The sequence below is a fragment of the Acidobacteriota bacterium genome (assembly GCA_030774055.1).
Taxonomy (GTDB): domain Bacteria; phylum Acidobacteriota; class Terriglobia; order Terriglobales; family Acidobacteriaceae; genus JACPNR01.
On record JALYLW010000157.1, the window covers coordinates 1 to 25802 of the forward strand.

21 protein-coding genes, 1 tRNA gene and 2 pseudogenes are annotated in these 25802 nt (G+C 63.0%); 14 read left to right on the forward strand and 10 right to left on the reverse strand.

Annotated features, from left to right (window positions below; all coding sequences use genetic code 11):
* The 3 genes from lpxD to M3P27_12925 form a co-directional block, all read left to right on the forward strand.
* The coding region (gene lpxD / locus M3P27_12915) for a UDP-3-O-(3-hydroxymyristoyl)glucosamine N-acyltransferase (protein ID MDP9269210.1) at positions 1 to 744 on the forward strand (744 nt) is incomplete at its 5' end.
* 61 nt (positions 745 to 805) lie between these two features.
* Complete coding sequence (locus M3P27_12920; GenBank protein MDP9269211.1) at positions 806 to 1417, forward strand: hypothetical protein; 612 nt, start codon at positions 806 to 808, stop codon at positions 1415 to 1417.
* A gap of 68 nt (positions 1418 to 1485) precedes the next feature.
* Complete coding sequence (locus M3P27_12925; GenBank protein MDP9269212.1) at positions 1486 to 2343, forward strand: dihydrofolate reductase family protein; 858 nt, start codon at positions 1486 to 1488, stop codon at positions 2341 to 2343.
* 136 nt (positions 2344 to 2479) lie between these two features.
* Here M3P27_12925 and M3P27_12930 read toward each other — a convergent pair whose 3' ends face one another.
* Both M3P27_12930 and M3P27_12935 read right to left on the reverse strand, forming a co-directional pair.
* On the reverse strand, positions 2480 to 4861 hold the full coding sequence (locus M3P27_12930) for an APC family permease (GenBank protein ID MDP9269213.1): 2382 nt from the start codon (positions 4859 to 4861) through the stop codon (positions 2480 to 2482).
* Between the two features lie 155 nt (positions 4862 to 5016).
* Positions 5017 to 5160 carry a hypothetical protein gene (locus tag M3P27_12935; GenBank protein ID MDP9269214.1) on the reverse strand — a complete coding sequence of 48 codons (144 nt, stop codon included), beginning with the start codon at positions 5158 to 5160 and terminating at the stop codon, positions 5017 to 5019.
* A gap of 44 nt (positions 5161 to 5204) precedes the next feature.
* Between M3P27_12935 and lnt the strand changes: the two genes are divergently transcribed.
* The 4 genes and pseudogenes from lnt (at position 5205) to ahcY (ending at position 10981) form a co-directional block, all read left to right on the forward strand.
* Positions 5205 to 6824, forward strand: coding sequence for an apolipoprotein N-acyltransferase (gene lnt, locus M3P27_12940; protein ID MDP9269215.1), 1620 nt, complete (start codon positions 5205 to 5207; stop codon positions 6822 to 6824).
* Between the two features lie 12 nt (positions 6825 to 6836).
* Positions 6837 to 7923, forward strand: a pseudogene (gene prfB / locus M3P27_12945) (peptide chain release factor 2).
* A gap of 427 nt (positions 7924 to 8350) precedes the next feature.
* Positions 8351 to 9526 carry a methionine adenosyltransferase gene (metK, locus tag M3P27_12950; GenBank protein ID MDP9269216.1) on the forward strand — a complete coding sequence of 392 codons (1176 nt, stop codon included), beginning with the start codon at positions 8351 to 8353 and terminating at the stop codon, positions 9524 to 9526.
* A 198-nt stretch (positions 9527 to 9724) separates the two neighbouring features.
* Entirely contained in the window at positions 9725 to 10981 is a 1257-nt protein-coding gene (gene ahcY / locus M3P27_12955) for an adenosylhomocysteinase (GenBank protein MDP9269217.1), read from the forward strand.
* A 101-nt stretch (positions 10982 to 11082) separates the two neighbouring features.
* On the opposite strand, the gene M3P27_12960 is transcribed toward ahcY, so the two are convergent.
* Complete coding sequence (locus M3P27_12960) at positions 11083 to 11835, reverse strand: hypothetical protein (protein MDP9269218.1); 753 nt, start codon at positions 11833 to 11835, stop codon at positions 11083 to 11085.
* Positions 11836 to 11981: 146 nt separating this feature from the next.
* Between M3P27_12960 and M3P27_12965 the strand changes: the two genes are divergently transcribed.
* The 5 genes and pseudogenes from M3P27_12965 (at position 11982) to M3P27_12985 (ending at position 15852) form a co-directional block, all read left to right on the forward strand.
* Positions 11982 to 12524, forward strand: coding sequence for a putative metal-dependent hydrolase (locus M3P27_12965; protein ID MDP9269219.1), 543 nt, complete (start codon positions 11982 to 11984; stop codon positions 12522 to 12524).
* Between the two features lie 70 nt (positions 12525 to 12594).
* Entirely contained in the window at positions 12595 to 14067 is a 1473-nt protein-coding gene (locus M3P27_12970; protein ID MDP9269220.1) for a TldD/PmbA family protein, read from the forward strand.
* Between the two features lie 27 nt (positions 14068 to 14094).
* A complete protein-coding gene (locus tag M3P27_12975; protein MDP9269221.1) occupies positions 14095 to 15507 on the forward strand; it encodes a TldD/PmbA family protein in 1413 nt (470 codons plus the stop codon).
* Positions 15508 to 15543: 36 nt separating this feature from the next.
* A pseudogene (locus M3P27_12980) lies at positions 15544 to 15687 on the forward strand (bacterioferritin).
* Positions 15688 to 15762: 75 nt separating this feature from the next.
* Positions 15763 to 15852: transfer RNA gene (locus M3P27_12985), tRNA-Ser, on the forward strand.
* A gap of 99 nt (positions 15853 to 15951) precedes the next feature.
* On the opposite strand, the gene M3P27_12990 is transcribed toward M3P27_12985, so the two are convergent.
* A complete protein-coding gene (locus M3P27_12990) occupies positions 15952 to 17190 on the reverse strand; it encodes a hypothetical protein (GenBank protein MDP9269222.1) in 1239 nt (412 codons plus the stop codon).
* 291 nt (positions 17191 to 17481) lie between these two features.
* Between M3P27_12990 and M3P27_12995 the strand changes: the two genes are divergently transcribed.
* On the forward strand, positions 17482 to 19542 hold the full coding sequence (locus tag M3P27_12995) for a M13 family metallopeptidase (protein ID MDP9269223.1): 2061 nt from the start codon (positions 17482 to 17484) through the stop codon (positions 19540 to 19542).
* 77 nt (positions 19543 to 19619) lie between these two features.
* Here the strand turns inward: M3P27_12995 and eutC are convergent, their stop codons facing one another.
* Genes eutC through M3P27_13015 form a run of 4 tightly spaced genes read right to left on the reverse strand, consistent with a single transcriptional unit; the run spans position 19620 to position 23114 of the window.
* Positions 19620 to 20417, reverse strand: coding sequence for an ethanolamine ammonia-lyase subunit EutC (gene eutC, locus M3P27_13000; GenBank protein MDP9269224.1), 798 nt, complete (start codon positions 20415 to 20417; stop codon positions 19620 to 19622).
* On the reverse strand, positions 20414 to 21811 hold the full coding sequence (locus tag M3P27_13005) for an ethanolamine ammonia-lyase subunit EutB (protein ID MDP9269225.1): 1398 nt from the start codon (positions 21809 to 21811) through the stop codon (positions 20414 to 20416). The genes eutC and M3P27_13005 overlap by 4 nt, the downstream gene beginning before the upstream one ends.
* A gap of 41 nt (positions 21812 to 21852) precedes the next feature.
* Positions 21853 to 22545 carry a dienelactone hydrolase family protein gene (locus tag M3P27_13010; protein ID MDP9269226.1) on the reverse strand — a complete coding sequence of 231 codons (693 nt, stop codon included), beginning with the start codon at positions 22543 to 22545 and terminating at the stop codon, positions 21853 to 21855.
* Positions 22546 to 22553: 8 nt separating this feature from the next.
* Entirely contained in the window at positions 22554 to 23114 is a 561-nt protein-coding gene (locus M3P27_13015; protein ID MDP9269227.1) for a DUF2911 domain-containing protein, read from the reverse strand.
* Positions 23115 to 23176: 62 nt separating this feature from the next.
* Here M3P27_13015 and M3P27_13020 point away from each other — a divergent pair, with 62 nt between their 5' ends.
* Positions 23177 to 23434 (forward strand): hypothetical protein, encoded by a 258-nt coding sequence (locus M3P27_13020; GenBank protein MDP9269228.1) that lies wholly within the window; start codon positions 23177 to 23179, stop codon positions 23432 to 23434.
* Between the two features lie 74 nt (positions 23435 to 23508).
* Here the strand turns inward: M3P27_13020 and M3P27_13025 are convergent, their stop codons facing one another.
* Positions 23509 to 25302, reverse strand: coding sequence for an acyl-CoA dehydrogenase family protein (locus tag M3P27_13025; protein MDP9269229.1), 1794 nt, complete (start codon positions 25300 to 25302; stop codon positions 23509 to 23511).
* A 58-nt stretch (positions 25303 to 25360) separates the two neighbouring features.
* Complete coding sequence (locus tag M3P27_13030; protein MDP9269230.1) at positions 25361 to 25774, reverse strand: GxxExxY protein; 414 nt, start codon at positions 25772 to 25774, stop codon at positions 25361 to 25363.
* Positions 25775 to 25802 lie beyond the last annotated feature (28 nt).

A 25802-nucleotide genomic window follows, 5' to 3' on the forward strand; every position in this document is an offset into this window, starting at 1 on the left:
GCGCTGCTGCGACCGCCGGCGGACTTGACCGAGGGCGTGCACTCGAAGGCCGACGTCCACCCTACGGCGAAGCTGGGAAAGCTGGTGCGCATCGACGCGCGCGCCGTCATCGAAGCCGACGCCGTGATCGGCGGCGGCTCGCAGGTTGGCGCCTTCACCGTGATCGGCCAGGGCGTGCAGCTGGGCGCCGATTGCGAGATCGGGCCGCACGTGACCATCTATCCGGGGACGAAGCTGGGCAGCCGTGTGGTGGTGCAGGCGGGCACGGTGCTGGGCAGCATGGGATTCGGGTACGTCCGCGACGATGCGACGGGGAAGTACGAGCAGTTTCCGCAACTCGGGCGACTCGAGATCGGGGACGACGTGGAGATTGGCGCGAACTGCACCATCGACCGCGGCGCGCTCGATGCCACCGTGATCGAGCGCGGGGTGAAGATCGATAATCTCGTCCACGTGGGGCACAACGTGCGCATCGGAGAGAACGTAGTCATCGCGGCGCAGGCCGGCGTCTCGGGCAGCTCGGTCATCGAGCCCGACGTGATCGTCGGCGGGCAGGTGGGCATCGCCGACCACGTGACCATCGCGACGGGCGCGATCCTGGGTGGGCAGACGGGTGTGCCGAGCAAAAAGATCATCCGCGGCAAGGGCGTGATCTTCTGGGGCACGCCGGCGCGCCCGCTGAAACAGTATTTACGCGAACTGGCGGCGATGGCGCGGCTGGCGAAAAGTGATAAAGGCGAATAACGCTTGCTGCGACTCGGGGGGGGGCAAGACCGGCGCCACCTTGCTGAGCATGGCTCTAAACATGGCAACCATCGTTATCGGCGGACATTCACGCAGCGTCGGCAAGACCAGCGTGGTCGCGGGCCTGATCGCTGCGCTTCCCGAATATGGCTGGACGGCGGTGAAGATCACGCAGTTCGGGCACGGCGTCTGCTCGGTCAACGGCGAGTCGTGCGAATGTGCGATGGACGAGCATATGTGGTCGGTCTCCGAAGAGAAGGACGCAACCAGCGGAAAAGACACCGCGCGCTACCTGTCTTCAGGTGCGAAGCGTTCTCTTTGGGTCAGGACGAAACAGGGGCGGCTCGCCGAAGCCATGCCTGACCTGCGACGCGAGTTGAACGGGGCAGCGAACGTGATCATCGAGTCGAACTCGGTGCTGCGTTTTCTGCGTCCCGACCTCTATCTCACCGTGCTCGATCCGAGCACCGCCGATTTCAAAGCCAGCGCGCGTGAGCATCTCGATCGCGCCGACGCCGTGCTGCTGCACGCGTCGAAGGATGGCGGCAGCGCGCAGTGGGAGCGCGTCTCGCTGAAGCCGATGGGGGAGAAGCCGACGTTCGAGATCGTGCCGCCGCAGTACCTGACGGCAGAGGTGGTTGCGTTTGTGCGCCAGCGGTTGGAGAAAGCTTAGGCGGCGGTGGGCAGTTCTTCCGGCGTAAGGTGCGGCGCGGGGCCCGAGCCCCGAGGTATGCTGAGGCGATGCCCTTCGAGACCCTGTTCGACCATGGCGAGCCCGCGCCGGTTCAAGACGCGGCCTACGCGTCCTATGGGCGGCTCGGCTTTCCGGCGGCTCCGGCGGAGCGTCCGTGGCTGTTCACCAACTTCGTGCAGTCGCTTGACGGCATCGTCTCGTTCAAGGGCAAGGACGCGTCCGCAGCCAGTATTTCGCAGTCCCAGGACGACCGCTGGCTGATGGATATGCTGCGCGCGCACGCCGACGCCGTGCTGCTCGGCGTGAATACGCTGGTCGAAGAGGCAGGGCAGCACCCGAGCGGGCGCGGGTTCATCTATCGCATCCAGGATGATGCGCTGCGCGGGCTGCGCCAGCGTCTTGGCCGCGGCAGGGAGAAGAACATCTTCGTGACCGGCGCGGCGTCACTCGACCTCTCGAAGTATCGCGTGTTCGATCGTGGCGAAGACTCGGATCGCGACTCCGTCGACGCGATGATCCTGACGACTGAGGTGGGCGCGAAGCGCCTGGCAGAGACAAATCCGGATTCGGACTCCCCTGTCCGCGTGCTCGTCGCGGGTGAGGGCAGAGCGGTCGACTTGCCGCGGGCGATGGCGATGCTGCGGCGCGAACTCAACATCGAGCACCTGCTATGCGAAGGTGGGCCGACGCTGGCGGGCTTTCTGCAGCGCGCGCGGCTGGTGGACGAGATGTTCCTCACCACCTCGCCGGTGATGGTGGGAGAGCGCATGCCGGAGGGCGAGGGAGTGCGTCCGAATGCGTTCACCGGCGCGCCGGGATTCACTCCGGACGATGCGCCGTGGTGGCGCTGGATGAGTTGCCGCAAAGCGGGCGAGCATCGCTTCGACCGCTATCGGCGGAAGTAGTTGCGAGTTGCGAGCTTTGAGTTACGAGTAGCCGGTTGCTCAGAGCTCGAAACTCGCAACTCACAACTCGTCGCGAGGTTCGAGTTACGAGTAGCCGGTTACTCAGAGCTCGGAACTCGCAGCTCACAACTCGTCGTCACGGTCCGCAGACCGGCGGCGTCGGCGGACCGCCCTCGCCGCTGCCATCCTTCTTCTTGCTTCCCCCGGTTGACGGGGACGGGCGGTCCGGGCGCGGCTCCGCGCCCATGCCGGAGTCGGGCGGCGGGGTGGAGAGTGGTCTGAACTTCTGCGTGTCGGTAGGGTCGCGGCGGGTATCGCGCCCGCGATGCTTCAGGCTGCGGGCGATCTCGTCATGCTCGTGGCCGGAGTAATCGCGCGCAAAGCGCGTGAGCGACTCGGAGACGATCTCGTCGTGGTGGAGTTTTTCGAGGCCGCGCTCGCGCGTCATGGTGAGCCACATGCGATGCACGAGATGGACATCGTCTTCGGTGAGCCGCGGATTGTGCGGGCCGATGTGGAACTCGAGCGGGTCGCCATCCGGCCGCACCACGATGAAGGTGAACTGGCGCTTGGGCGGATCCATCGCCTCCCACGCCCGGCCGAGGTAGAAGGCCTGCTCCTGCGCGGTCATCTTGCTGGAAAGTCCGGCGATGACCCGCTCCGACTGCAACCGGTTGGCGGTGGTGACGATGGCGCTCCACACATCGCGTGCGGGCACCACCAGCAGCGAGATGTGCTTGCCCACGCCCTCGGCCACGGAGACGGCGCGGCTGAAAAGCCTCTGCTCGTATTCGCCGAAGATCTGTTCCATGGAGAGGTCGTACTCGGCGCTGCCCGGGCCGGTGAGGCGAGCGGCGAGCACGACCACGTCGTGCTCATTGGTATCGGTATGCTCGAGCGCCCAGCGCAACTGGTCGAGCGTGTTGTAGTCGCGTACGGTCACGAGCACGTTGCCGGGACGCACGTCCACCGACTCGCGTGAGATGTTCTCCTGCTGCAGCAGTTGGAAGTGTTCCTGCATCCGCTGCTCGACGGCGGCGAACTTTCGCCGGTTGATGCGCTCGGAGACCGTGAACACGACGAAGAACACCGCCGCGAACACGATGCCCGCCTGCGTGGCAACCGACTTGGTGAACAGGTTCACGATGGCGGTGGCGAGCAGGACAAGGTGCACGCTGAGCAGGCCGAGTGGGATCTCCACGCCGCCGATGGTGATGTTCGGCGGCACCTTCCAGCCGCGCTCGCCTTTGTACTTGAAGCGCAGCACCAGCATGGAGAGGCTGTTGAACACGAAGCTCCAGATGAGTCCGAAGGCATAGGCCTCGCCGAGAACGTAGACGTCGCCACGGCTGGCGATGATGGTGACGAGTTGCAATCCGACGATGAGGTTGATGAGCCGGTAGCTGGTGCCGAAGCGCTTGTGCGGCTTGCGGAACCAGTCGGTCAGCACGCCATCCTCGGAGACGCGATTGAGCACGCCGTTGGAGCCGACGATGGAAGTGTTGATCGCGCCGGAAAGCATAAGGAAGCCGCAGACCACCACGAAGGCGCGGAATGCAAGCTTGAGGAAGCGCGGTCCGGTGAAGTACATGACCATGGCGCCGAGCAGGTTGTCTTTCACGTCGGGCGACATGCGCACGCCATCGGGGATGAGCATCACGGCAAACAAGGACGAGATGCCGGTAAAGACGAAGCTGTAGATGGCGATGGTCAGCGCGGTGCGCTTCAGGTTCTTCAGTTTCGGACTGCCGATCTCGCGATACACCTGGGCGAGCGATTCTTCGCCGCTCATCGCCAGGATGGAGTGTCCGAAGGCCATCATGATGCCGAAGATGGCGAACATCCGCGGCAGGTCCGGATGGTGCTTGAGGAAGCCGAGTGATTCGTCGGAAAAGTGCAGGTTGTCCACCGTGGGCAGCGGCGGCAGCACGTAGTTACCGCGCAGGACGGTGAAGGCCGACCAGCCGAGCAGCAGCACCACCATCACGGTGGTGATCTGCATCACGCGCAGCGCCTTCTCGCTCGATTCCTCGATGCCCTTCACGTTCTCGCGCCAGTAATATGCGGTCACGGCGACGGCGATGAGTGCGGAGGTGAAGTTCACGGGCAACTGCGGTGCGCCGTGGAAGGCGCTGGAGATAAAGCCGGGCATCCAGTGATGGGCTTCGATAGCCACCAGGATCTCGTTGACCAGTCCGGCGATGTATTGTCCGGCGGACACGCCCGAGATCGGCCCGGTGAGCATGTAATCGAACATCAGCGCGGAGACGCTGATCTTGGCGAGCGTGCCGCCGAGCGCTTCCTTGACCACGCGGTAAACGCCGCCGCGCACGAACATGGAGCAGCTCTCGACATACACCGCGCGCACGGCAAAGGAGAACAACATCACGCCGATGATGAACCAGGGCGCCGCCTTGCCGACCGCCTGTTCGGAGATGGAGCCGGCATAGAAGGCCGACGAGCCCAGGTCGTTGAGCACGATGGCCGCCGCCCGATACCAGGAGATGAACGTGAGCATGACCGAGCTCGCGATGACGATGCGGACCCGGTTAGACGTCGGTGGCTGCGGTCGTGAGGATGAACCCATGCGGGGATACGCACAAAAAGACGCGAACAAAAGGCCACCACAGAGCGGTGGCCGACTCGGAGTCTACGCTTTCAAAAATCCAGAGGTCAATGCGACTCGTCGTCGCCGATGTCGAGCATCGTCTCGATGTCTTCGACGCCGGTGAGGATGATGACCAGCGCGGAGCCGGCCATGCCGACGACGAACATCGCTTCGAGTACCTGGATGATGATGGAGACGAGCGTAGACATCGCCGCCTATTCTAACGAAAACCATCGCCTGTTACACTCGCGGCTTGCGCAGTATCCCCCAACGCGCATGGTTGCTGGCCGCGTTCTCCGGCGCGCTGCAAGCGCTTTGCTTCCCCTCGCCGGGACTGTATTTCACCTGCTGGTTCGCGATCGCACCGTTGCTGCTCGCCATCCTGGGGCCGCTCTCGCGCTCGGGGCCACAACTGGTGGACGAAAAGGGCAGGCCGCTTGGCATCCTGAGCGGTTGGCAGGGTTTCTGCTTGGGATATTTTTCGGGCGTCATTTGGTATGCGGGAACGTGCTTCTGGATCTATCACGTGCTGCATACGTACGGACAGATGCATCCGCTCGAAGCCGGCGGAATGTTCGTGGCGTTCTGCCTCTACCTGGCGCTCTATCACGGACTGTTCGGTGCGCTGGTGGCGCGGGCGGCGCAGGGCGCGAGCGGGAGCAAGAAGGCCATCCTGCTGGCGCCGTTCCTCTGGGTGGCAGTGGAGATGGCGCGCACGCGCGTCACTGGATTCCCCTGGGACCTGTTGGGGACGGCGCAGGTTAACAACATCCCGTTGGCACAGGTCGCGCGGTTCACCGGCGTCTACGGAGTATCGTTCGGCATCATGCTGGTGAACACGGCGTTCGCAGCGTCGTTCTTGCTGCCGCCGCATCGCCGGCGCACCATGCTGGTGGCAGGGGTGCTCGCGGCCGCGGTGCTGAATCTGGGCGTGTTGGTGGAGCCGCCGCCGTTTGCCACCGATCACACCGCGCGCCTGGTGCAGCAGAACATCCCCATCGAGAAGGACTGGAACGCAAACGATCTCAGCGCGACGCTGAAGGAGTTGCACGCTCTCTCGACCGCGCCCGGTGCGAAGCCCAGTCTGATCGTGTGGCCGGAATCGCCGGCGCCGTTCTTCCTCAACGAACCACGCTTCCGGTTGGCGGTGACGACGGTTGCGGTCGAGTCGCACGCGTACGTGATCGCCGGGGCCTTGGGTACGCCGGCGGCGGAAGGGGCTGCGCAGCAGAGCGCGAAGCGTAGCTTTTACAACTCTGCCGTGCTCATCACTCCGGAAGGACGCTGGGCGGCGCGCTATGACAAGGTGCACCTCGTCCCGTTCGGCGAGTACATCCCGGCACAAAGCGTGCTGGTATTTCTGAAGGGGATCGCGCGCGAGGTGGGGGAGTGGGGGTTCACGGCCGGTACGGAGCGCATCGTCTTCGAGTTGGGAAACCGGGACGCCGGGGGACAGCGGGTGGGCACGTTCATCTGCTATGAGTCCATCTTCCCGGATGACATTCGGCAGTTCGCGGCGAACGGTGCGCAGGTTTTCGTGAACATCTCGAACGACGCCTGGTTCGGCGACTACGGCATGCCCGGCCAGCACTTGAACATGGTGCAGATGCGCGCCATCGAGAACCAGCGCTGGGTGCTGCGCGCGACCAACACCGGGATCACGGCGGCGATCGATCCGTATGGACGAGTGACGCAACGCGCGCCGCGCAAGCAGCGCGTCGCGCTCGACGTTGCTTACGCTCTGGTCACGGAGACGACGTTCTACACCCGCCATGGCGACTGGTTCGGATGGCTGTGTGTGATAATCGCAGGAGCAGGAGTGCTGGTGCGCTGGAACGTGCGCGGCGGCATCCTGCGCAGCCGTCAGCAGTAAGAACGAAACGCCATGGTCGAAGAGATAGAACGCGCGTACGCCCCCCTCAAAGAGAAGGCCCAGGAACTGCGGAGCTATCTTTGACCCGCCCAAGCTACGTCTGCAGCTCGCCGAAGTAGAAAAGAAGACATCCGATCCCAACTTCTGGTCGAACCCCGAGCAGTCGCAGCTGGTGATGCGCGAGCGCAAGCGCCTCGAAGATGCGCTGGCCACGGAGAAAGATCTGGAGCGGCGCGCGGGCGACATCGCCGCCTACTTCGAGCTGGCGCGCGAGGGTGAGCAGGTCGAGAGCGAACTGCAAAAAGAGATCGACGCGCTGCGCGCGCTGGTGGAGAAGCTCGAGACCGAGACGCTGCTCTCGGGCGACAACGACGCGCGCAACGCCATCGTGACCATCCATGCGGGCGCGGGCGGCACCGAATCGCAGGACTGGGCGGAGATGCTCATGCGCATGTACCTGCGCTGGGCCGAGCGCCAGGGTTTCGAGACCGTGCTCAACGACTATCAGGCCGGTGAAGAAGCGGGCATCAAGTCGGCCACATTCTCGGTAAATGGCCCGTATGCATACGGGTTGCTGACCTCGGAGATCGGCGTCCATCGGCTGGTGCGCATCTCGCCCTTCGATCAGGCGAAGCGGCGGCATACGTCGTTCGCCAGCGTGTTCGTCTCGCCGGAGATCGACGACAACATCGAGATCGTGATCAAGCCCGACGACCTGAAGATCGATACCTTCCGCTCGTCGGGTGCGGGCGGACAGCACGTGAACACCACCGACTCCGCCGTGCGCATGACGCACCTGCCGACCGGGACGGTGGTGAGCTGCCAGAACGAGCGCTCGCAGCACAAGAACCGCGAGCGCGCGATGAAGATGCTGCGCTCGAAGCTCTACGAACTCGAACTCGAGAAAAAGCGCGCGGCGTCGCGCGTGACTGAAGACTCGAAGCTCGACATCGGCTTCGGGTCGCAGGTCCGCAGCTACGTCCTGCAACCCTACCGCATGGTGAAAGACCACCGGACGAAACTCGAGATGGGCGACGTGGACCGCGTCATCGATGGCGACTTGCAACCGTTCATCCGGGCGTACTTGATGCATCGCAGAGAGGAAGCAAATATGGCGAGTTGGATCAGAGTCGAAGACAAGAAACCCGACACCCCAGATACGGTCGCGGTGGCGTGCGTAGACGCAAAGAACAACGTGTTACGGCTGACAGGATATTGGCAGCAGGGTGGATGGCACATCGTCGCGGCCCCCAAAGAGTTTCAAGTTGTGTCAGTTTCGCACTGGTGTCCGCTTCCGGAATATCTACCCCCATTCAAGAAGGCTGACCCGGTCTGAAAATAGCCCCCTCCGTTCGCTGCATAAATCCTGCCTGAGAACCATGAAATGCAGCCATTTAGCGGGTTTCCGCGTTGTTTGGGGGCGCGAACGCTGGTAACCTATCCACTAGATTAAACGACAGCTTCTGCGGCATGCATCACCTCTCAGCGCTCGGGCGCGCGCGCCGTAGTGCAATCAGGAGAAAACTTTGAGCAAGAGCCGTTATCTATTCACGTCGGAGTCGGTGACCGAAGGACATCCCGACAAGATCGCCGACCAGATCTCGGACGCGATCGTGGATGCCTGCCTCACCGATGATCCATACAGCCGCGTGGCCTGCGAGACGCTGCTGACCACCGGCCTGGCGTTCATCGCCGGCGAGATCACCACCAAGGCATACGTGGATTTTCCCGCCATCGTGCGCGGCACGGTGAAGGCGGTGGGCTACACCGACGCGAGCTACGGTTTCGATAGCGAGACCTGCTCGGTCATCAGCTCGATCCACGAGCAGTCGCAGGACATCAAGATCGGCGTGGACCGCGACGGCGCCGGCGACCAGGGCATGATGTTCGGCTACGCCACCAACGAGAACGAGAACTACATGCCGACGCCCATCTACCTGGCCCACAAGCTCACCGAGAAACTGGCCGAGGTGCGCAAGAACGGCAAGCTGGATTATCTGCGTCCGGACGGCAAGTCGCAGGTCACGGTAGAGTATGACGAGAATCACAAGCCGCGGCGCGTGGAAGCGGTCGTGATCTCGACGCAACACTCGGAACAAGTGGACAACGAGAAGCTGCATGCCGACGTGTTGAAGTACGTCATCCAGGCTGTGATCCCGGCGGAGATGCTGGACGAGAACACCAAGTACCACATCAATCCCACGGGAAGATTCGTGGTGGGCGGTCCGATGGGCGACACCGGTTTGACCGGACGCAAGATCATCGTGGACACCTACGGCGGCATGGGCCGGCACGGCGGCGGCGCCTTCAGCGGCAAAGATCCGACAAAGGTCGACCGCTCGGCGGCCTACATGGCGCGCTACATCGCCAAGAACATCGTGGCGGCCGGCCTCGCCGACCGTTGCGAAGTGCAGCTCGCCTACGCCATCGGCGTGGCCGAGCCGGTGAGCGTGCTGGTGGATACCTTCGGCACCGGCAAGGCGTCGAATGAGGATATCCAGTCGGCGGTGCGCAAGAACTTCGAGCTCACGCCCAAAGGCATCATGAAGTCGCTCGACCTGCGGCGTCCCATCTACAAGAAGACGGCGGCTTACGGCCACTTCGGCCGCAAAGACCCCGACTTCACCTGGGAAAAGACGGACAAAGCCAACACGCTGCGCGATGCGCTGCTTGGGCAGGCGACGGCGAAGGCAAGCAAGTAAGTACCGAGTACCGAGTACTGAGTACCGAGTAGCGAGCAGGGCACGGCGAGAACCGTGCCCTGCCGCGTCAGAATAGAAGTTCCTTCACCTAGATCAGGGTCGTTACGGCCAAAGACCAACGACCGAAGACCAACGACCGAGATGACAACGAAAACTCGCTCCACCAAAAAGGAATCTATGCCTACGGCTACGACGGAACTGCGCGGCGACGTCAAGAATCTGGAGCTCGCCGATCAGGGCAAGAAGCGCATCGAGTGGGCGAACCAGTCCATGCCGGTGCTGCAATCCATCCGCAAGGATTTCATCAAGAACCAGCCGCTGAAGGGCATCCGCATCGCGGCCTGCCTGCACGTGACCACGGAGACGGCGAACCTGGCCATCACGCTGCGCGATGGCGGGGCAGACATGGTGTTGTGCGCGTCGAATCCGCTCTCCACCCAGGACGACGTGGCCGCTTCGCTGGTGCGCGATTACAACATCCCGACTTTCGCCATCAAGGGCGAAGACAACGACACCTACTACCGGCACATTTTGTCGGCGCTCGACCACAAGCCGAACCTCACCATGGACGACGGCGCCGACTTGGTAAGCGTGGCGCTGACCAAGCGCACCGACGTGCTGCCGGCCATCATCGGCGGCACCGAAGAGACGACCACCGGCGTGATCCGGCTGCGCGCGATGGCGAAGGAAGGCGTGCTGCGGTATCCCATCATCGCGGTGAACGACGCGCTGACCAAGCACATGTTCGATAACCGCTACGGCACCGGGCAATCCACCATCGACGGCGTGGTGCGCGCCACCAACGTGCTCATCGCCGGCTCGAAGTTCGTGATCGCGGGTTACGGATGGTGCGGCAAAGGCCTCTCCATGCGCGCGAAGGGCATGGGAGCGGACGTGATCGTGACGGAGATCGATCCCACGCGCGCGCTCGAAGCCGTGATGGATGGCTTCCGCGTGATGTCGATGAACGAAGCGGCGAAGATCGGCGACGTGTTCGTGACCGTCACCGGCAACAAGAACGTGATCAACAAAGAGCATTACGAGCTGATGAAGAACGGCGCCATCATCGCCAACTCGGGACACTTCAACGTGGAGATCGACATTCCCGCGCTCGAGAAGATGGCCAGCTCGCGCCGGACGATGCGCGAGTTCGTGGAAGAGTTCGCCCTGCGCGATGGCAAGCGCATCTACCTGCTCGCCGACGGACGCTTGATCAATCTGGCGTCCGCCGAGGGGCATCCGGCGAGCGTGATGGATATGAGCTTTGCGAACCAGGCGCTGTGCGTGGAGCACCTCGTCAAGCATCACAAGCAGATGGAGAAGAGGGTCTATCCCGTGCCCGAGGAGCTCGATAAGCGCGTGGCGAAATTGAAGCTCGAAGCTATGGGCATCAAGATCGATCGGCTCACGCCGGAGCAGGAAGAGTACCTGGCGAGCTGGAGTGAAGGAACGTAGACCCGCGAGGTTCTTGATCGCGATAGGGATGCTTCGACTTGCGCCGCAGAAAGCGCGCGGCGCTCGCTCAGCATGACTCAGTAAGGGCAGCGCAAGCCGCCCTATTTCTTTTTGGCGACAGGCTTCGGCGATGTGGGTTTCGAGGTGGGAGCGGGGGCAGCCGGGGCAGGCGCTTCGAGCTTGCCTTCGATGACGAACGGCGGGCCGGACGAGCCCTCGCCCACCATCACGACAGCATTCCCCACGGATTTTTCGAGCGTGGTGGCGCTTATCCAGAAGCGCTTTCCATCCGCATCCACCGCGTAGTACAGCACCGCGGGACGCTCGGCGTGCAAAACCGGGCCCGCGGCGGAAGAGATCAGCGCCAACTCGAACTGCACGGGGACGCCGCCGCGTTGGAAGGGGCTATCGCCCACCCGGACTTCGCCGGCACTGGCGGCTTCTTTCAGTTCAGCGTCGGTGAGCGGAAACCTGCCGTGGTCGTTCCCCCAAGAGTCGACTGCGACTTGAAGCGTCCGCATCCTGCCAGTCATGGCGCTGCGGCTGCGCATCTCCGGAGCGGCGTACCACGATGGGATCGACACGGCCATCAGGAAGACGATGCTGGTCGCCACCAGGAAACGCAGCCAGTTGGTCCTTCCCGGCCAGAACGCGCCCCAGGCGGCGAAGCCGACGGCGAGCAGTCCGGCGATGAGCGTGATGGCGGCGTCGCCGAAGTAGTCGTGGCGCACCGACCAGACGTCGCCATGCGCGCGGATGCCGTTCATCAGCGCCGGGACGCCGAGCACGAACTCGGGCAGGGCGAGAAAGACGATGAGACAGAAAAAGATTACCCGCACCACCTTCATACGCATCTCCCGAGTGTCCGCGGCAAGTGGCAGCACGATACCATCGCTACCATCGTGGCGCGCTTATACTGTGATTTCCTGACAGCAGGCTTGCTTGACGGCAAGCTTTCTTGCGAGCAAGCTTGCTGCACGCCAAAACCAGGGAGGGAAGCATGAGCACCGCCGCGACCACCGCCGATCCGCGTTATCCGGTTGGGAAGTTCGAGATGCCAGAAAGCTTCACCGCGGCCGACCGCGAGCGGCGCATCGCCGCCATCGAGAGCTTGCCGGCGAAGATGCGCGAGGCGGTCCACGCGCTGGCGCCGCAACAGCTCGACACGCCTTATCGCGACGGGGGCTGGACGGTGCGCGAGGTCGTGCATCACGTCCCCGACAGCCACATGAACGCCTACTGCCGGTGGAAGCTCGCGCTCACCGAAGACACGCCCACCATCAAGCCCTACGATGAGGCGGCGTGGGCGAAGCTGCCCGACAGTGTGAAGACGCCGATCGAGGTCTCGCTCAACCTGCTCGAGGCCGTGCACACGCGTTGGGTCATCATCCTGAAAGCGATGACGCCGGCAGAGTACGCGCGCAAGTTCAACCATCCGGAGATGGGCGAGCGCTCGCTCGACCAGTACCTCGCACTTTACGCGTGGCACAGCCGGCATCACCTGGCGCATATCACGGAGTTGAAGAAGCGCAAGGGCTGGTAGCGTTTTCGGGTTCCTTCCCACAGCAACTCACAAACCATTTATCATCATCGGCTGCCATGTCGATGCTGCCATGTCGATGAAAGAGATCGCCTCCTGGGCGCTGAACACGGCGAAACTGCGCGGCGCGAGTTTCTGCGACCTGCGCATCGTCGACGAGCGTAACCGCTCGCTCGCCACCAAGAATGGCAAGGTGGGCCACGCCTCGGCTTCCGAGACCTTGGGCATCGGCATCCGCGTGATCGCCGAGGGTGCGTGGGGATTCGCCGCCACCGACGACCTTACGCGTGCGTCGGTGGAGCGCACGGCGGCCCAGGCGGTCGCCATCGCGCGTTCGTCGGCCACGGTGAAGCAATACGACGTTACGCTCGTACCGGAGAAGCCTGCCGTCGCGGATTGGGAGTCGGCGTGCGGCATCGATCCGTTCGCCACTTCGGTGGAAGACAACATCGCGCTCCTGCTGACGGTAGATAAAGAACTCACGTCGGTGAAGGGCGTGACGCTGGCGGAAGCGAACCTGAATTTCCGGCGCTACGAGCAGTGGTTCTATTCCTCCGAAGGCGCGGAGATCCACCAGACCCGCACCACCACCGGCGGAGGCTTTGCCGCGTATGCCTTCCACGGCACGGAGATCCAGAAGCGGTCGTATCCGAACTCCTTCGGCGGACAGTTCCAGAACAAAGGTTACGAGCTGATCGGCGAGCTCAAGCTGATCGAGAACGCGCGCCGCATCGGCGAGGAAGCGGTGGCGCTGCATGCTGCGCCACAGTGTCCGCAGGGCGTGGGCACCATCGTGCTCGATTCTTCGCAGCTTGGGTTGCAGATCCACGAGTCGGTGGGACATCCCATCGAACTCGACCGCGTGCTGGGCATGGAAGCGAACTTTGCCGGGACGTCGTTCCTCACGCTCGACAAGCTGCGCAAGCTGAAATACGGCACCGACATCGTCAACGTGGTCGCAGACGCTACTCCGGCGCACGGTCCGGGACTCGGCACGTTCGCGTACGACGATGAAGGAGTCGCCGCGCAATGCACGCCCATCATCACGAACGGCCGATTCACCGGATATCTTTCCTCGCGCGATACTGCCGCGATGATCGGCCTTGCGCGCTCGGGTGGCACGATGCGCGCCGAAGGCTGGAGCCGGCTGCCCATCATCCGCATGACGAATGTCTCCATCCTGCCGGGCGAACAGCCGCTGACCTTCGAACAACTCATCAGCGACACCGAAGACGGCATCTACATGCAGACCAATCGCTCGTGGTCGATCGACGACAAGCGCTACAACTTCCAGTTCGGCTGCGAGTCGGGCTGGGAGATCAAAGGCGGCAAGCTCGGACGCATGCTGAAGAATCCGTCGTACTCGGGCATCACGACGGAGTTCTGGAACTCGATGGATGCGATCTGCTCGCGCGACCAGTGGACACTCTGGGGCACTCCGAACTGCGGCAAGGGACAGCCGATGCAGACCATGGGCACCGGCCACGGCGCGGCGCCGGCGCGCTTCCGCAATGTGAAGATCGGCAGCGCGTACAAAGGATCGTGATAGCTGATTGCTGAGAGCCTGAACAGAATGCTTAACGAATCCAAAGCGCAGAAGATATTCGAGAAGGTGCGGAAGTTCGTGACCGCGGACGAGGTGGAAGTCCTCATCGCGGGCGGCAAGTACGCGCTCACGCGCTTTGCCAACAACACCATCCATCAGAACGTGGCGGAAGAGAACTACATCTGCTCGATCCGCACCGCCTTTGGAGGACGCACCGCACGCGCCACCACCAACAAGTTCGACGACGACTCGCTGCGCCGCGCCGTGGCCGACGCGGAGGCGATCTCGAAGGTGCAGCACACCGACCCGGAGATGTTGCCGCTGGCCGAGGCGAGCGCGGCGCCGAAGCAGGGCGACGCGTCGCAGAACGGACCGCAGAGCGAAGCCCAGCGCTACTTCGAGCAGACGGCGAAGCTGACGCCCGAAGACCGCGCCCGCGGCGTCCACGGCATCGTGGAGGTGGCGAAGAAGAACGACCTGACCGCCGCCGGGATATTTTCTTCCGCGGATTCCGCCGAGGCCATCCTCAATTCGAAGGGCCTGTTCGCGTATCACCAGCAGACGTCGGCCGAGGTCTCCATCACCATGCTGGGCGGCGACAGCTCGGGCTGGCAGAAGTTCAACTCGCCGGATGCCACCCAGGTGAAGCCGCTGGAGCTGGCGGAGGTATCCGCGCGCAAGGCGAAGAAGTCGGCCATGCCAAAGGAGATCGCGCCCGGGAAGTACACCGTGATCCTCGAGCCGGCGGCGGTGCTCGACCTGGTGGGATTCATGTTCTTCGATTTTGGCGGACAGTCGGTGCTCGACGAGCGCTCGTTCCTGATGAACCGCATCGGCAAGAAGCTGTTCGGCGAGAACATCACGGTACACGATGACGTGCGGCATCCGCTGCAGTCGGGCGCACCTTTCGATGGTGAGGGCGTGCGGCGCGAGCGCGTCGAACTGATCGCGAAAGGCGTGCCGAAGAACCTGGTGTACGCCCGCGCGACGGCGGAGAAGATGAAGAAATCTCCGCTGGCCGCGAAGGTGGGCGAAGTCCGCGTGACCGGGCACGGCTTCCCGCTGCCTAACGAGATGGGCGAGGCGCCGATGAACATCGTGTTCGCCGGACCGGCGGCGGGGGAAGCGAAGACGGTGGACGAGATGGTCGCCGGTACCGAACGCGGCGTGCTCGTGACGCGCTTGTGGTACATCCGCGAAGTCGAACCCTACGAGAAGATGCTGACCGGGATGACGCGCGACGGCACCTTCCTCATCGAGAACGGCAAACTGGTCGCCGGGCTGCGCAACTTCCGCTTCAACCAGAGCCTGATCGAGATGCTGCTCAACGTGGAGGCGATGAGCGAGCCGGTGCGCGCGAGTGGCGAGGAATCATTCGACATGGTGGTGCCGGCGATGAAAGTGCGCGGCTTCAACTTCACCGAGGTGACCAAGTTCTAGGGCGCGGTCTGCTGTCTGCTATGCTGCGCGTTCGGCGACAACGGCTCGCGCGACTTGTTCCAGCACATCCTGGAAGATGAAGAGGAGCACATCGACTGGCTCGAAGCGCAGCTGGGGATGATCGCCGAGATGGGCATCCAGAACTATCTGGCGCAGCAGATCTACGAGGGTAAGGAGTAGCGGGACGCGGCGTTACGGGTCGCATGCGATAAACTAGAAGCAGCTCACCTCAATAAGCCTTCCTGCAATACCTGCGGAGAGATGGCCGAGTGGCTGAAGGCGCACGCTTGGAAAGCGTGTTTACTCGCAAGGGTAACGTGGGTTCGAATCCCACTCTCTCCGCCATAACTTCTTCTCATCCCCCAACCCAAAAAAATACGCCCGTCCACTGACCTTGCTTCAAAGTCAGCGAACGGGCGCTAGTGGCTTTATGCAGGCTTCGGCTTAGCGAAGCGCCTGCAGGTTGAGGATCCGCGACAGCAGATTGCCGAGGATGCTATAGGTGCCGTTGGTGTAGCTACCATACTGATAGCGGCCGTAGTAGCCATCGTCATAGCCACGCTGGAAGCCCTGGCGGAAGTAATAGTTATAGGCGCTCTGGTCGGTGTAGTAGCCGTCGTAGCCGTAGTTCGCGTCCTCGTAGGCATTCGACCCCTGGTAGTTGTATCCCCAGCGGTCCTGACGGTCCGCCTGTCCAGCGTAGAAGCCCTGCTCATAGCCGTTGTTCACGGCCTGCCGCAGCATGTCTGCGCCGTACTGGTTGGTCTCGTAGTAGTTGTTGCCGTAGGAGTAGCGATAGCTCGGAGCAGTGTAGAAGTAGGGGTCGTTGTTGTAGTCATAGCGCTGGTTCGCGATCCGCTGCTGCTGCTGACGGATGTGATCCCAATAGCGCTGCTGATACCGGTACTGCGCCATCCGCCGTTGCTGCTGGAGCTGCGCGATGCGCTGTTGTGACAGACGCTGTTCCTGGTCCAGGCGCTGCCGGTACTGCGCTACGCGCTGCTGCTGCTGCTGGATGAGCTGCTGCTGACGGTCCTGCGACAGGCGAGCCTGCTGTCCTGGAGGCACGCTGCCGCCGTTCCAGCCAGTCTTTCTGCCGTTGTCCCAGCCTGAAGGACGGTCCTGCTGCTGCTGTTGCTGCGCGCGCTGCTGTTGCAATTCCTGCTGACGGCGTGCCTGGTCGGCGCGCGTCTGCTGTTCCTGCTCTTGCTGACGGCGCAACGTGTCGTCCCGCTGTTGCTGCTGCCTGTCCTGATACTGCTGCTGGGCGCGCTGCTGCTGTTGCTGCTGCTGCTGTACTTGCTGCTGACGGCGAGCGTCCACGGCGCGCTGTTGCTGTTCTTCTTGCTGCTGACGGCGGGCGTCCTGGGCGCGCTGCTGTTGCTGCTGGTCCTGCTGACGGCGGGCGTCCTGGGCGCGCTGCTGTTGCTGCTGGTCCTGCTGCTGCCGACGGACTTCCTCGGCGCGCTGCTGCCCGGAGTTGTCGGGCTGCCGGCGGACTTCCTGGGCGCGCTGTTGTCCACGGTTCCGGTCTGGCTGTGGCGCAGCCTGCTGTTGTTCCTTTGCGGCCTTCGCGGGCCTGGCCGGCTTGGCCTGCTTTTCCTCTTGTTTCTGCTTGTTGTCATTCTGCGCGTAGCCGAGCGCAGAGGTTCCGAGGAACCCAAGCAGTACCGCGGTACACATCAATCCGGTTTTTCGCATACTTTCACCCCTCGTTCCCTTATCCCTGTTGCGACATTTGTCGCAAATGGGCTTCACATGAGCTCACCACGAACTGAGGATGCCTCAGTTTTGGTGGGCCGTTATGTGATTAGAAGGCCCTTACTTGGCCTTTGGTTGCACAGCGGCGGGATTTCGAACCTTAGTCCTCTAGAGCGCCTGTCTTTTGTTGCGCATAGGCTGCGTTACGGATGCCGCTGCGTTACCATGCTTTGCTCCCCTAACGTTCTCTCACTGACCGCGTCCAAGGTGAATATGCGCAACCCGCTGCTGTGCTGCCTCTCTCTCCTGCTGCTTTCCGGCATGCTTGCTACCGCACAAACCAAGGCGGCGCCGGAGCCTACGATGCCGTACACGCCGAGTCTCGACGTCGCGGCGATGGATAAAACCGCCGACCCGTGCGTCGACTTCTATCGCTACTCGTGCGGCGGGTGGCGGGCGAAGAATCCGATCCCGCCCGACCAGACTTCGTGGTCCGTCTACGGGAAGCTGTATCAGGACAATCTGAATTTCCTGCGCGGCATCCTGGAGCAGGCGTCGCAGGCGGCCACTGAAAAGAAGCGCGATGTGGTGACGCAGGAGATCGGCGATTTCTACCGCGCATGCATGGACGAGACCAAGGTCGAACAGCGTGGTTTAGCCGCGCTCGAGCCCGACCTCGACGCGATATCCAGACTCAAGTCCGCGAAAGAGATCACGCCGCTCATCGCGCGGCTGCAGTTCGCGTACGGGCGGACCATCCTGTTTGCCCAGGGGTCGACGCAGGATCCCGACGATTCGGAGCAGCAGATCGCAGAGCTTGACCAGGGCGGCTTGGGCCTGCCCGACCGCGACTACTACTTGAAAGACGATGCCAAGTCGAAGGAGATCCGCGAACGCTATCTCCTGCACGTGCAGAAAGTGTTTGCGCTGATGGGCGAACCCGCGGCCGCAGCCAAGCAAGATGCCGCTACCGTGATGCGCATGGAGACCGCGCTGGCGAAGGCGCAGCTCAGCCGCGTGGACCGCCGCGATCCCTACAAGTTGAAACACAAGATGAAGGTCGCGGACCTCACACAGATCGCGCCCAACATCGACTGGGTGGGTTACTACCAGGCCTTGAAGTATCCCAGCTTCCAGATCCTGAACGTCGCCACGCCCGACTACCTCAAGCAAGTCAGCGCGCAGCTGGCCAGCGACTCCATCGCGGATTGGAAGACTTATCTGCGGTTCCACGTGGTCGATCCTGCTTCGCCGTATCTACCGGCCAGATTCGTGGACGAGAACTTCGAGTTCTACCGGAAGTACCTGCGCGGCGCGAAGGAGCAGCAGCCGCGCTGGAAGCGTTGCGTGCAGTACACCGATCGCGATCTCGGAGAAGCGCTCGGCCAGGCCTACGTGACGCGGTTGTTCTCCCCGGAGTTGAAGGCCAGCACGCTCGACATGACGCGCCGCATCGAAGCGGCCATGGGGCAGCGCATCCGCGACCTCGACTGGATGAGTCCGGAGACCAGGCAGCAGGCGCTGGCCAAGCTGGCAGGCATCCGCAACAAGATCGGATATCCCGATAAGTGGCGTGACTACAGTTCGGTGCACATCGCGCGCGATGATTTCGCAGGCAACGTCGCGCGCACCAACGAATTCGAGCGGCGGCGCGACATCAACAAAGTCGGCCAGCCGGTGGACCGCGGCGAGTGGGGCATGACGCCGCCCACCGTCAACGCCTACTACAACCCACAGATGAACGACGTGAACTTCGCCGCCGGCGTGCTGCAGCCTCCGCTCTATGACGCGAAGCTCGATGACGCTCCGAACTATGGCGACACCGGGGGCACCATCGGCCACGAACTCACGCACGGCTTCGACGATGAGGGCAGCCAATTCGATGCCCAAGGCAACCTCAAGAACTGGTGGACGAAAGAGGACCGCGAGAAATTCGATACCCGCACCAAGTGCGTGCAGGACCAATACGCGCAGTACGTGGTGGTGGACGACATCCACATCAACAGCAAGCTCACGTTGGGCGAGGACGTGGCCGATCTGGGCGGCGAGATCCTCGCTTACATCGCGTGGAAGGACGCGACCAAGAACAAGCAGCTCGCGCCGCGGGACGGTCTCAACCCCGACCAGCGCTTCTTTGTGGGCTTCGCGCAGTGGGCGTGCGCGAATGAGCGTCCGGAGGACATGCGAGTGCGCGCCGTCACCGATCCGCATTCCCCGGCAAAGTATCGCGTGAACGGCGTGGTCGTGAACATGCCGGAGTTCTCGCAGGCATTCTCGTGCAAGGCCGGGCAGCCGATGGTCAACGCGGCAGAGAAGGTGTGCAAGGTCTGGTAGCCGCCCTCGTCTGCTCGATACCGGGCGCCTCCATGCCGAAGCCGCCGTCTCCCAGATGTTGAGTTAGGGCGGCTGGGCTAGCGCTCACCGCCCGGCAGACGCGCTGCATCGGGTGCAAAGATTTCTTTTACCGCCGTCCCGCTGGTGCGTTGCTGCATCATCTGCTGCGCCAGGTCAGCGATGCGCACTGCTGCTGCAGCTACGTTCGTGCCGCGGACATGGATGTTCGAGATCAGGTTGCGGTCGGCGTCGGTGTGTCCGGCGTGCGGACGGAATGCCATGTAGGCGGAAAGGCTCTCGGCCGTCGCCATGCCAGGACGCTCCCCGATCAACAGCACCAGCACCTCAGGGCGCAAGAGTTCGCCGATCTGGTTCATGAGGCCCACGCGGCAATAGCGGATGGCGAAAGTCTGTCCCATCCGCCATCCGCGCCGCTCGGCTTCGCGCTGGAGCACGGGCAGCAACTGGGGGACCTGGGTGGCGACGGCAGTGACGGAGAGTCCATCGCCGATGGCGATCTGCAAGTCTGCGCCGGGCGGACACTGGGCCGCGACCTGTGCGGTTGCGGCATCGCTGAAGCGGCGGCCGAGATCCGGCCGCAGCAGGTATTCACGCTTGGAAGCGGCGCGCGTGCTCACCACAAGGATTCTTTCAGCGGCGACGAACTCGCGTCCGAGGTGCAGCTCGAGATCGAACTCGGTGCGGACGGCGTCGCGCGCGGCGGCATGATCTTCGCGCAAGCGAAGCTGCGTCTCGCTGTCGTAAGAAACTCCCACGCGCGCGGCGAGCAGGCGTGCCGGGGTGCGCGCGCGGACCTGGCGCACGAGCTCGGGCCACGCAGCGTCGCTCGCCGGCGAGCGCAGCTCGTGGGTCATTTCGCGCCCTCTTGCTGGAGCACCGAATCGAGGCCGCTGAGGAGCCGGCGGCGCACATCGGCGGCGAGCGGGGCGGGTTCGCCATCGCGATAGATGCCGGTCTGCTGTAGCCACGCGAGGAACTCCGGCGCGGGGCGCAGGTTGAACAGCCGGCGCATGGCGACGGCGTCGTGATAACTGGTGGATTGGTAGTTGAGCATCACATCGTCGCCGCACGGCACGCCCATGAAATAGTTGCAGCCCGCTGCGGTGAGCAGCACCATCAGATTGTCGGCGGAGTTCTGATCAGCCTCCGCGTGGTTGGTGTAGCAGACGTCGCAGCCCATGGGCAGCCCGAGCAGCTTGCCCATGAAATGGTCTTCGAGTCCCGCACGGATGATCTGCCGCTCGTCGTAGAGATACTCCGGTCCGATGAAACCGACGACGCTGTTGACGATGAAGGGGTCGAAGACGCGCGCCACGCCGTAGGCGCGGGCTTCGAGCGTGAGCTGGTCCACGCCGTGGTGGGCTTCGGCGGAGAGCGCGCTGCCCTGGCCGGTCTCGAAGTACATCACGTTCGTGCCCAACCACGGCACATCACGTTGGCCATGATGTTCGAGCACGCGCTCGCGGCCCTCGCGCAGCATCGCCAGCGTTATCCCAAAGCTGCGATTCGCCGCTTCGGTGCCGGCAACGGATTGGAAGAGAAGATCCACGGGCGCGCCGGTGTCCATGGCGGCGAGTTGCGTGGTGATGTGCGCGAGGCAGCAGGACTGGGTGGGGACTTTGTACGCCTGCATGAGCCGATCGAAGGCGTGCAGGATGCGCGCGACGCCGGCCACCGAATCGGTCGCCGGATTCACGCCGATGACGGCATCGCCGCAGCCGAAGAGCAGTCCCTCGAAAGTAGAGAGCAGGATGCCGCCAAGATCGTCTGCCGGATGATTAGGCTGGATGCGGACGCCGAGCACGCCGCGCTCGCTCATGGTGTTGCGGCAGCGCGTGACGTTGCGTAGTTTTCCCGCGGCCAGCACCAGGTCGCGGTTGCTCATCAGCTTGGCGACGGCGGCGGCGATCTCCGGCGTGATGCCCCATTGCATCGCCTTGAGCTTCGCTTCGGTGGCGCCGTCGGCGAGCAGGAACTCGCGGAATCCGCCGACGGTGAAGGAACGGATGGGCTGGAACGCATCTTCGTCCCAGGTATCGGCGAGCAACCGCGAGACGTCGTCGGTATCGGGATCGATGAGCGGATGCGCGATGATCTCCGCCAGGGGAAGGTCGGCGAGCGCGCGCTTCGCGGCCACGCGCTCGCGCTCGGAGCTCGCGGCGATCCCGGCCAATTGATCGCCGGACTTCACTTCGTTGCTCTTGGCGAAGAGCTCGCGATGATCGGGAAACACGAAGCGCTCAGGCATAAGGCAACACCTGCGTCGGTTTGAATCGTACTCTCCCGGCCCTACTCCACGATGCCGCGAAAGGCCGTGACGATGCGCCGCGGCAGGTCATCGTTGTTGCCGGGGGCGCTGTTCTTGCTGCGTGCGCGGCGGCCGAAGCCCAGATCATGGCCGGCGCCCTCGATCATGAGGAAAGCGGCCGGAACGGGGATAAGCTTCAGCGCTTTCTCGATCTCCGCCGGGGAGCCGAATGGGTCTTTGGCGCCGCTGACAAACAGCGCCGGTACGCGGATCAGCGGCAGGTGTTTGGTGCGCAGCTGCTCGGGCTTGCCCGGCGGATGCAGCGGGTAGGAGAGCACGAGGAGTCCGGCACACACCTTCTGATCCTCAGCGGCAAGCATGGTCGCTTGCCGTCCGCCGTAGGAAGCGCCACCGAGAAAAATGCAGCCGCCCGTATGTTCCCGCAAGACTTCCACCGCGCGGCGAAGTCCTTCGCGATCTTCGGCGCCCGAGCCACGCGGAGGGCCATGCGGCCGCGCCTGGCGATAGGGAAGATCGCAACGCAGTACCACCCATCCCACATCTGCGAAAGCTTCGGCGAGTGCGATGAGGAGCGGCGCGTTGCAGTCCGAGCCGGCGCCGTGGGTGAGGACGACGGCGTCGTGTGACGGCGAAGGCTGCGCCGGCCGGTGCAGGAATCCGCGGACGGCGGGTGTTGCCCGCGTGTCATCGATCCTCTCCACGCCGGCAGACATGGAAGCCGCTACTTCTTTTCCGCGACGTCCACGTAGGCGCGCGTCTTCTCCCAGTCGATGCGCAAGGTGCAAACATCTTTGGCGCGTGGTTTGTTCATCAACGAGATGTGCAGCTTCTCCATGGGGATCTCGATCAGCTCCGTCTTCATCTCGAAGCGTCCGAGGTCCTCGCCTTCGGGATACGGGATGCCCCACTGCCCTGTCTTCTTGCTGATGATCAGCTTCCACGCTTTTTCGCCGGGCGTGGGTGCGGGTAACGTGTAGAGCGTGTAGTTGCCGGCGGGAATGGTGACCCCGCCAATGACCACGTCCGTCGCCGGCACGAACGTGGTCGCTTCGTTCGCGCCGGTGCGCCACGGTTGGTTGAACGGCACGAGCCCACCATAGATCTTGCGGCCCTTCATCGCTGGAACGCTGTAATCCACGGTGATGGTCTTGCCGTCAGCGAAGGTGCAGACGGCGGGCGTGGCGGGCGGGCTGGGTCGCTGCGATTTATCTTTCGCCGGCTTCTGCGCGAAGGTAGCGAGGGAAACAGCAAGGACGAAAACGAGAATAACGGAACGGCGCATGGCTTCCTCCCAGGAGTTATCCGTGACGCATCAGTCTACAGACATCAGTCTACAATCCTGGCATGTCGATATTCGATGAGCGCCAAGAAGACTTGGAGCGTTATGAGTTGCAGATGGGCGTGCCGCGCGGCCGGCTCGCCGCCACGCTCGACGTGCTCACCGACGCCATCGTGCTGGTAGGGCAGCACGGCGTCTATTGCCAGAGCGCGCGCCAGCCGGGCAAGCCGGCGATGGACGTGCAGATCATCCTGAAGCTGCTCAACGATTCGAAGGCGCTGGTGAGCTCGACGATGGAAGAGTTGAAAAGGAAAAAAGACTAGCCACGGATCTCAGGGATGAACAGGGATCTGTTTTCTTATCCGTGCTATCCGTGGAAATCCGTGGCCAATAGGCTCTAGAGCGTGTATTTGCCCGCTTCGATCACGCGCTCGGCGATCTTTTGCCGCAGCGCGATGGTGTTTGCCGGTTCGTGCTTGGCGAGGCGGCGGATGATGGCCATCTGGCTGCGCAGCATGTCGCCCTCGGCGACCGCCGGGGCCACCTTGCGAGCGGCTGACTCGATCTTCTGCATCGCGTCCATCAGGTAGCACTGCGTCATGGCAACGGCGAGCTGCGACTGCGACTCGCCATTCTTCTCGATGAGCTTACGCGTACGGACGACGGCCGAATCCATCGCAAACGTCTCGATCACCATGTCGGCGATGGCGCCCATGATCTCCTGCTGGTCGGCGAGCGCCATCATGTATTTCTGCGAGGCGGCGCCGGCGATGAGCAACGTGAGCTTCTTCGCCTGGGCCACGAGCTTGCGCTCGTCGGCGAGCGCGCCTTCGAGTTCCTCACCCATCGACGGTCCGGCCATCACTTCATCGAGCGTTCGCTTGATGGCGGGCATGAGCGCGAGCTTTCCGCTGATGGCGCGTTTCAGCAGCCAGCCGGTGATGATGAGGCGGTTGATCTCGTTCGTCCCTTCAAAGATGCGGTTGACGCGCGCGTCGCGATAGGCGCGCTCGGCGGGATATTCCTCGACGAAGCCGTAGCCGCCGTAGATCTGCACCGTGTCGTCGACGGCGCGGTCGATCGCCTCCGAGCCCCAGACCTTCAGGATCGAGCACTCGACGGCGTACTCCTCGATGCCTTTGCGGATCTGCGTGGAAGCGTCCGGCGACTTTTTGTCGATATCGGAGAGCGCGGCGTCGATCATTCCCACCGTGCGATACGCCAGCGCCTCGCCGACAAAGACGCCGATGGCCATGTTGGCGAGCATCTCGCGCACCAGGCCGAACTCGCTGATGGATTTACCGAACGCCTTGCGCTGCTTGGCGTATCCAGTCGCGTTCGCGAGCGCAGTGCGAACGCCGCCCACGCATCCCGCCCCGAGCTTGAAGCGCCCGATGTTCAGGATGTTGAAGGCGATGATGTGTCCTTTGCCGATCTCGCCGAGCAGGTTCTCGGCCGGCACCTGGCAATCGTTGAGTATCAGCGGGGCAGTAGAAGACCCGCGGATGCCAAGCTTCTTCTCTTCCGCGCCGACGGAGAAGCCAGGGAAGCCGCGTTCCACGATGAACGCGGTGAACTTCTCGCCATCGATCTTGGCGAACACCACGTAGACGTCGGCGAAGTTCGCGTTCGTGATCCACATCTTCTCGCCATTCAGCACGTAGTGCTTCTTGTCGGCGGAGAGGACGGCCTTCGTGCGGCAATTGAGCGCGTCCGAGCCAGAGGTGGATTCGGAGAGCGCGTAGGCGCCGATCCACTCGCCCGACGCCAGCTTGGGCAGGTACTTCTGCTTTTGCTCCGCGGTGCCGAAATAAACGATGGGCAACGTGCCGATGCCGACGTGCGCGCCCCAGCTCACCGAGAACGAGCCACTCTTGGCGATGCGGTCCGCGATGATCGCGCTCGACACTTTGTCCATGTCGGAGCCGCCGAATTCTTCCGGCACGTCGACGTTGGCAATGCCGATCTCGCTGGCCTTCTTGATGAGCTCGCGCGTGACCGCCCACTCCTTGTGCTCGATGCGCTCGATGTTGGGCACGATCTCTTTGAGCGCGAACTCTTCGGTGGTGGCGACGATCTGCTGATGCTCGTCAGTGAAGTCTTCAGGCGTGAAGACGTCTTCTAGCGGACGGTCTTCGATGAGCCAGCTGCCGCCGGCAGTCTTGGTTTTCGGTATCGCTGCGGTTGCCATTTCGTCCTCTTCTTTAAGTTCGTTTAACCACGAAGGTCACGAAGGTTCACGAAGGAATTCATTTCCATTTGTTTCCGGACACGAATCGCTTGATCCCGTCCTTCAGGTGTTCGACATGAAAATTCACGATCAGTCCTAGCGAATGCTTGCTTAGCTTCAAATAGGAGATGATTTGCGCTTTATGGACGTTATTGATTGCCCCGACGCACTTAATCTCGATCACCACGACGTCATCGACCAGCATGTCGATGCGATATCCGACATCCAGCTGCACGCCGTCGTACACGATGGGTAACGCAAGCTGGCAATCCACCTTGTGGCCGGCATTGCGCAGTTCGTGCGCCAAGCAAGCCTCGTAAGCGCTCTCCAGCAGCCCCGGTCCAAGCACCGTATGCACTTTCATCGCGGCGGTGATAACCGCGTGACTGACGTCTCTTGGGGAGCGCGCCGGTGCTGTTCCCGCGAGATTCATAAAGAAAAACCTTCGTGTACCTTCGTGC

What these genes read in the sequence shown, in the direction of transcription:
- M3P27_13015 (MDP9269227.1), bottom strand. Translation starts at nt 23,114, where the DNA reads ATGCGCCGTTCCGTTATTCTCGTTTTCGTCCTTGCTGTTTCCCTCGCT.
- M3P27_12935 (MDP9269214.1), bottom strand. Translation starts at nt 5,160, where the DNA reads ATGTCTACGCTCGTCTCCATCATCATCCAGGTACTCGAAGCGATGTTC.
- M3P27_12975 (MDP9269221.1), top strand. Translation starts at nt 14,095, where the DNA reads ATGCTTAACGAATCCAAAGCGCAGAAGATATTCGAGAAGGTGCGGAAG.
- M3P27_12925 (MDP9269212.1), top strand. Translation starts at nt 1,486, where the DNA reads ATGCCCTTCGAGACCCTGTTCGACCATGGCGAGCCCGCGCCGGTTCAA.
- eutC (MDP9269224.1), bottom strand. Translation starts at nt 20,417, where the DNA reads ATGACCCACGAGCTGCGCTCGCCGGCGAGCGACGCTGCGTGGCCCGAG.
- M3P27_13025 (MDP9269229.1), bottom strand. Translation starts at nt 25,302, where the DNA reads ATGGCAACCGCAGCGATACCGAAAACCAAGACTGCCGGCGGCAGCTGG.
- M3P27_13005 (MDP9269225.1), bottom strand. Translation starts at nt 21,811, where the DNA reads ATGCCTGAGCGCTTCGTGTTTCCCGATCATCGCGAGCTCTTCGCCAAG.
- M3P27_12970 (MDP9269220.1), top strand. Translation starts at nt 12,595, where the DNA reads ATGTCGATGAAAGAGATCGCCTCCTGGGCGCTGAACACGGCGAAACTG.
- M3P27_13030 (MDP9269230.1), bottom strand. Translation starts at nt 25,774, where the DNA reads ATGAATCTCGCGGGAACAGCACCGGCGCGCTCCCCAAGAGACGTCAGT.
- M3P27_12995 (MDP9269223.1), top strand. Translation starts at nt 17,482, where the DNA reads ATGCGCAACCCGCTGCTGTGCTGCCTCTCTCTCCTGCTGCTTTCCGGC.
- M3P27_12930 (MDP9269213.1), bottom strand. Translation starts at nt 4,861, where the DNA reads ATGCTCACGTTCATCTCCTGGTATCGGGCGGCGGCCATCGTGCTCAAC.
- M3P27_12920 (MDP9269211.1), top strand. Translation starts at nt 806, where the DNA reads ATGGCAACCATCGTTATCGGCGGACATTCACGCAGCGTCGGCAAGACC.
- M3P27_12960 (MDP9269218.1), bottom strand. Translation starts at nt 11,835, where the DNA reads ATGCGTATGAAGGTGGTGCGGGTAATCTTTTTCTGTCTCATCGTCTTT.
- M3P27_12990 (MDP9269222.1), bottom strand. Translation starts at nt 17,190, where the DNA reads ATGTGTACCGCGGTACTGCTTGGGTTCCTCGGAACCTCTGCGCTCGGC.
- M3P27_12965 (MDP9269219.1), top strand. Translation starts at nt 11,982, where the DNA reads ATGAGCACCGCCGCGACCACCGCCGATCCGCGTTATCCGGTTGGGAAG.
- M3P27_13010 (MDP9269226.1), bottom strand. Translation starts at nt 22,545, where the DNA reads ATGTCTGCCGGCGTGGAGAGGATCGATGACACGCGGGCAACACCCGCC.
- M3P27_13020 (MDP9269228.1), top strand. Translation starts at nt 23,177, where the DNA reads ATGTCGATATTCGATGAGCGCCAAGAAGACTTGGAGCGTTATGAGTTG.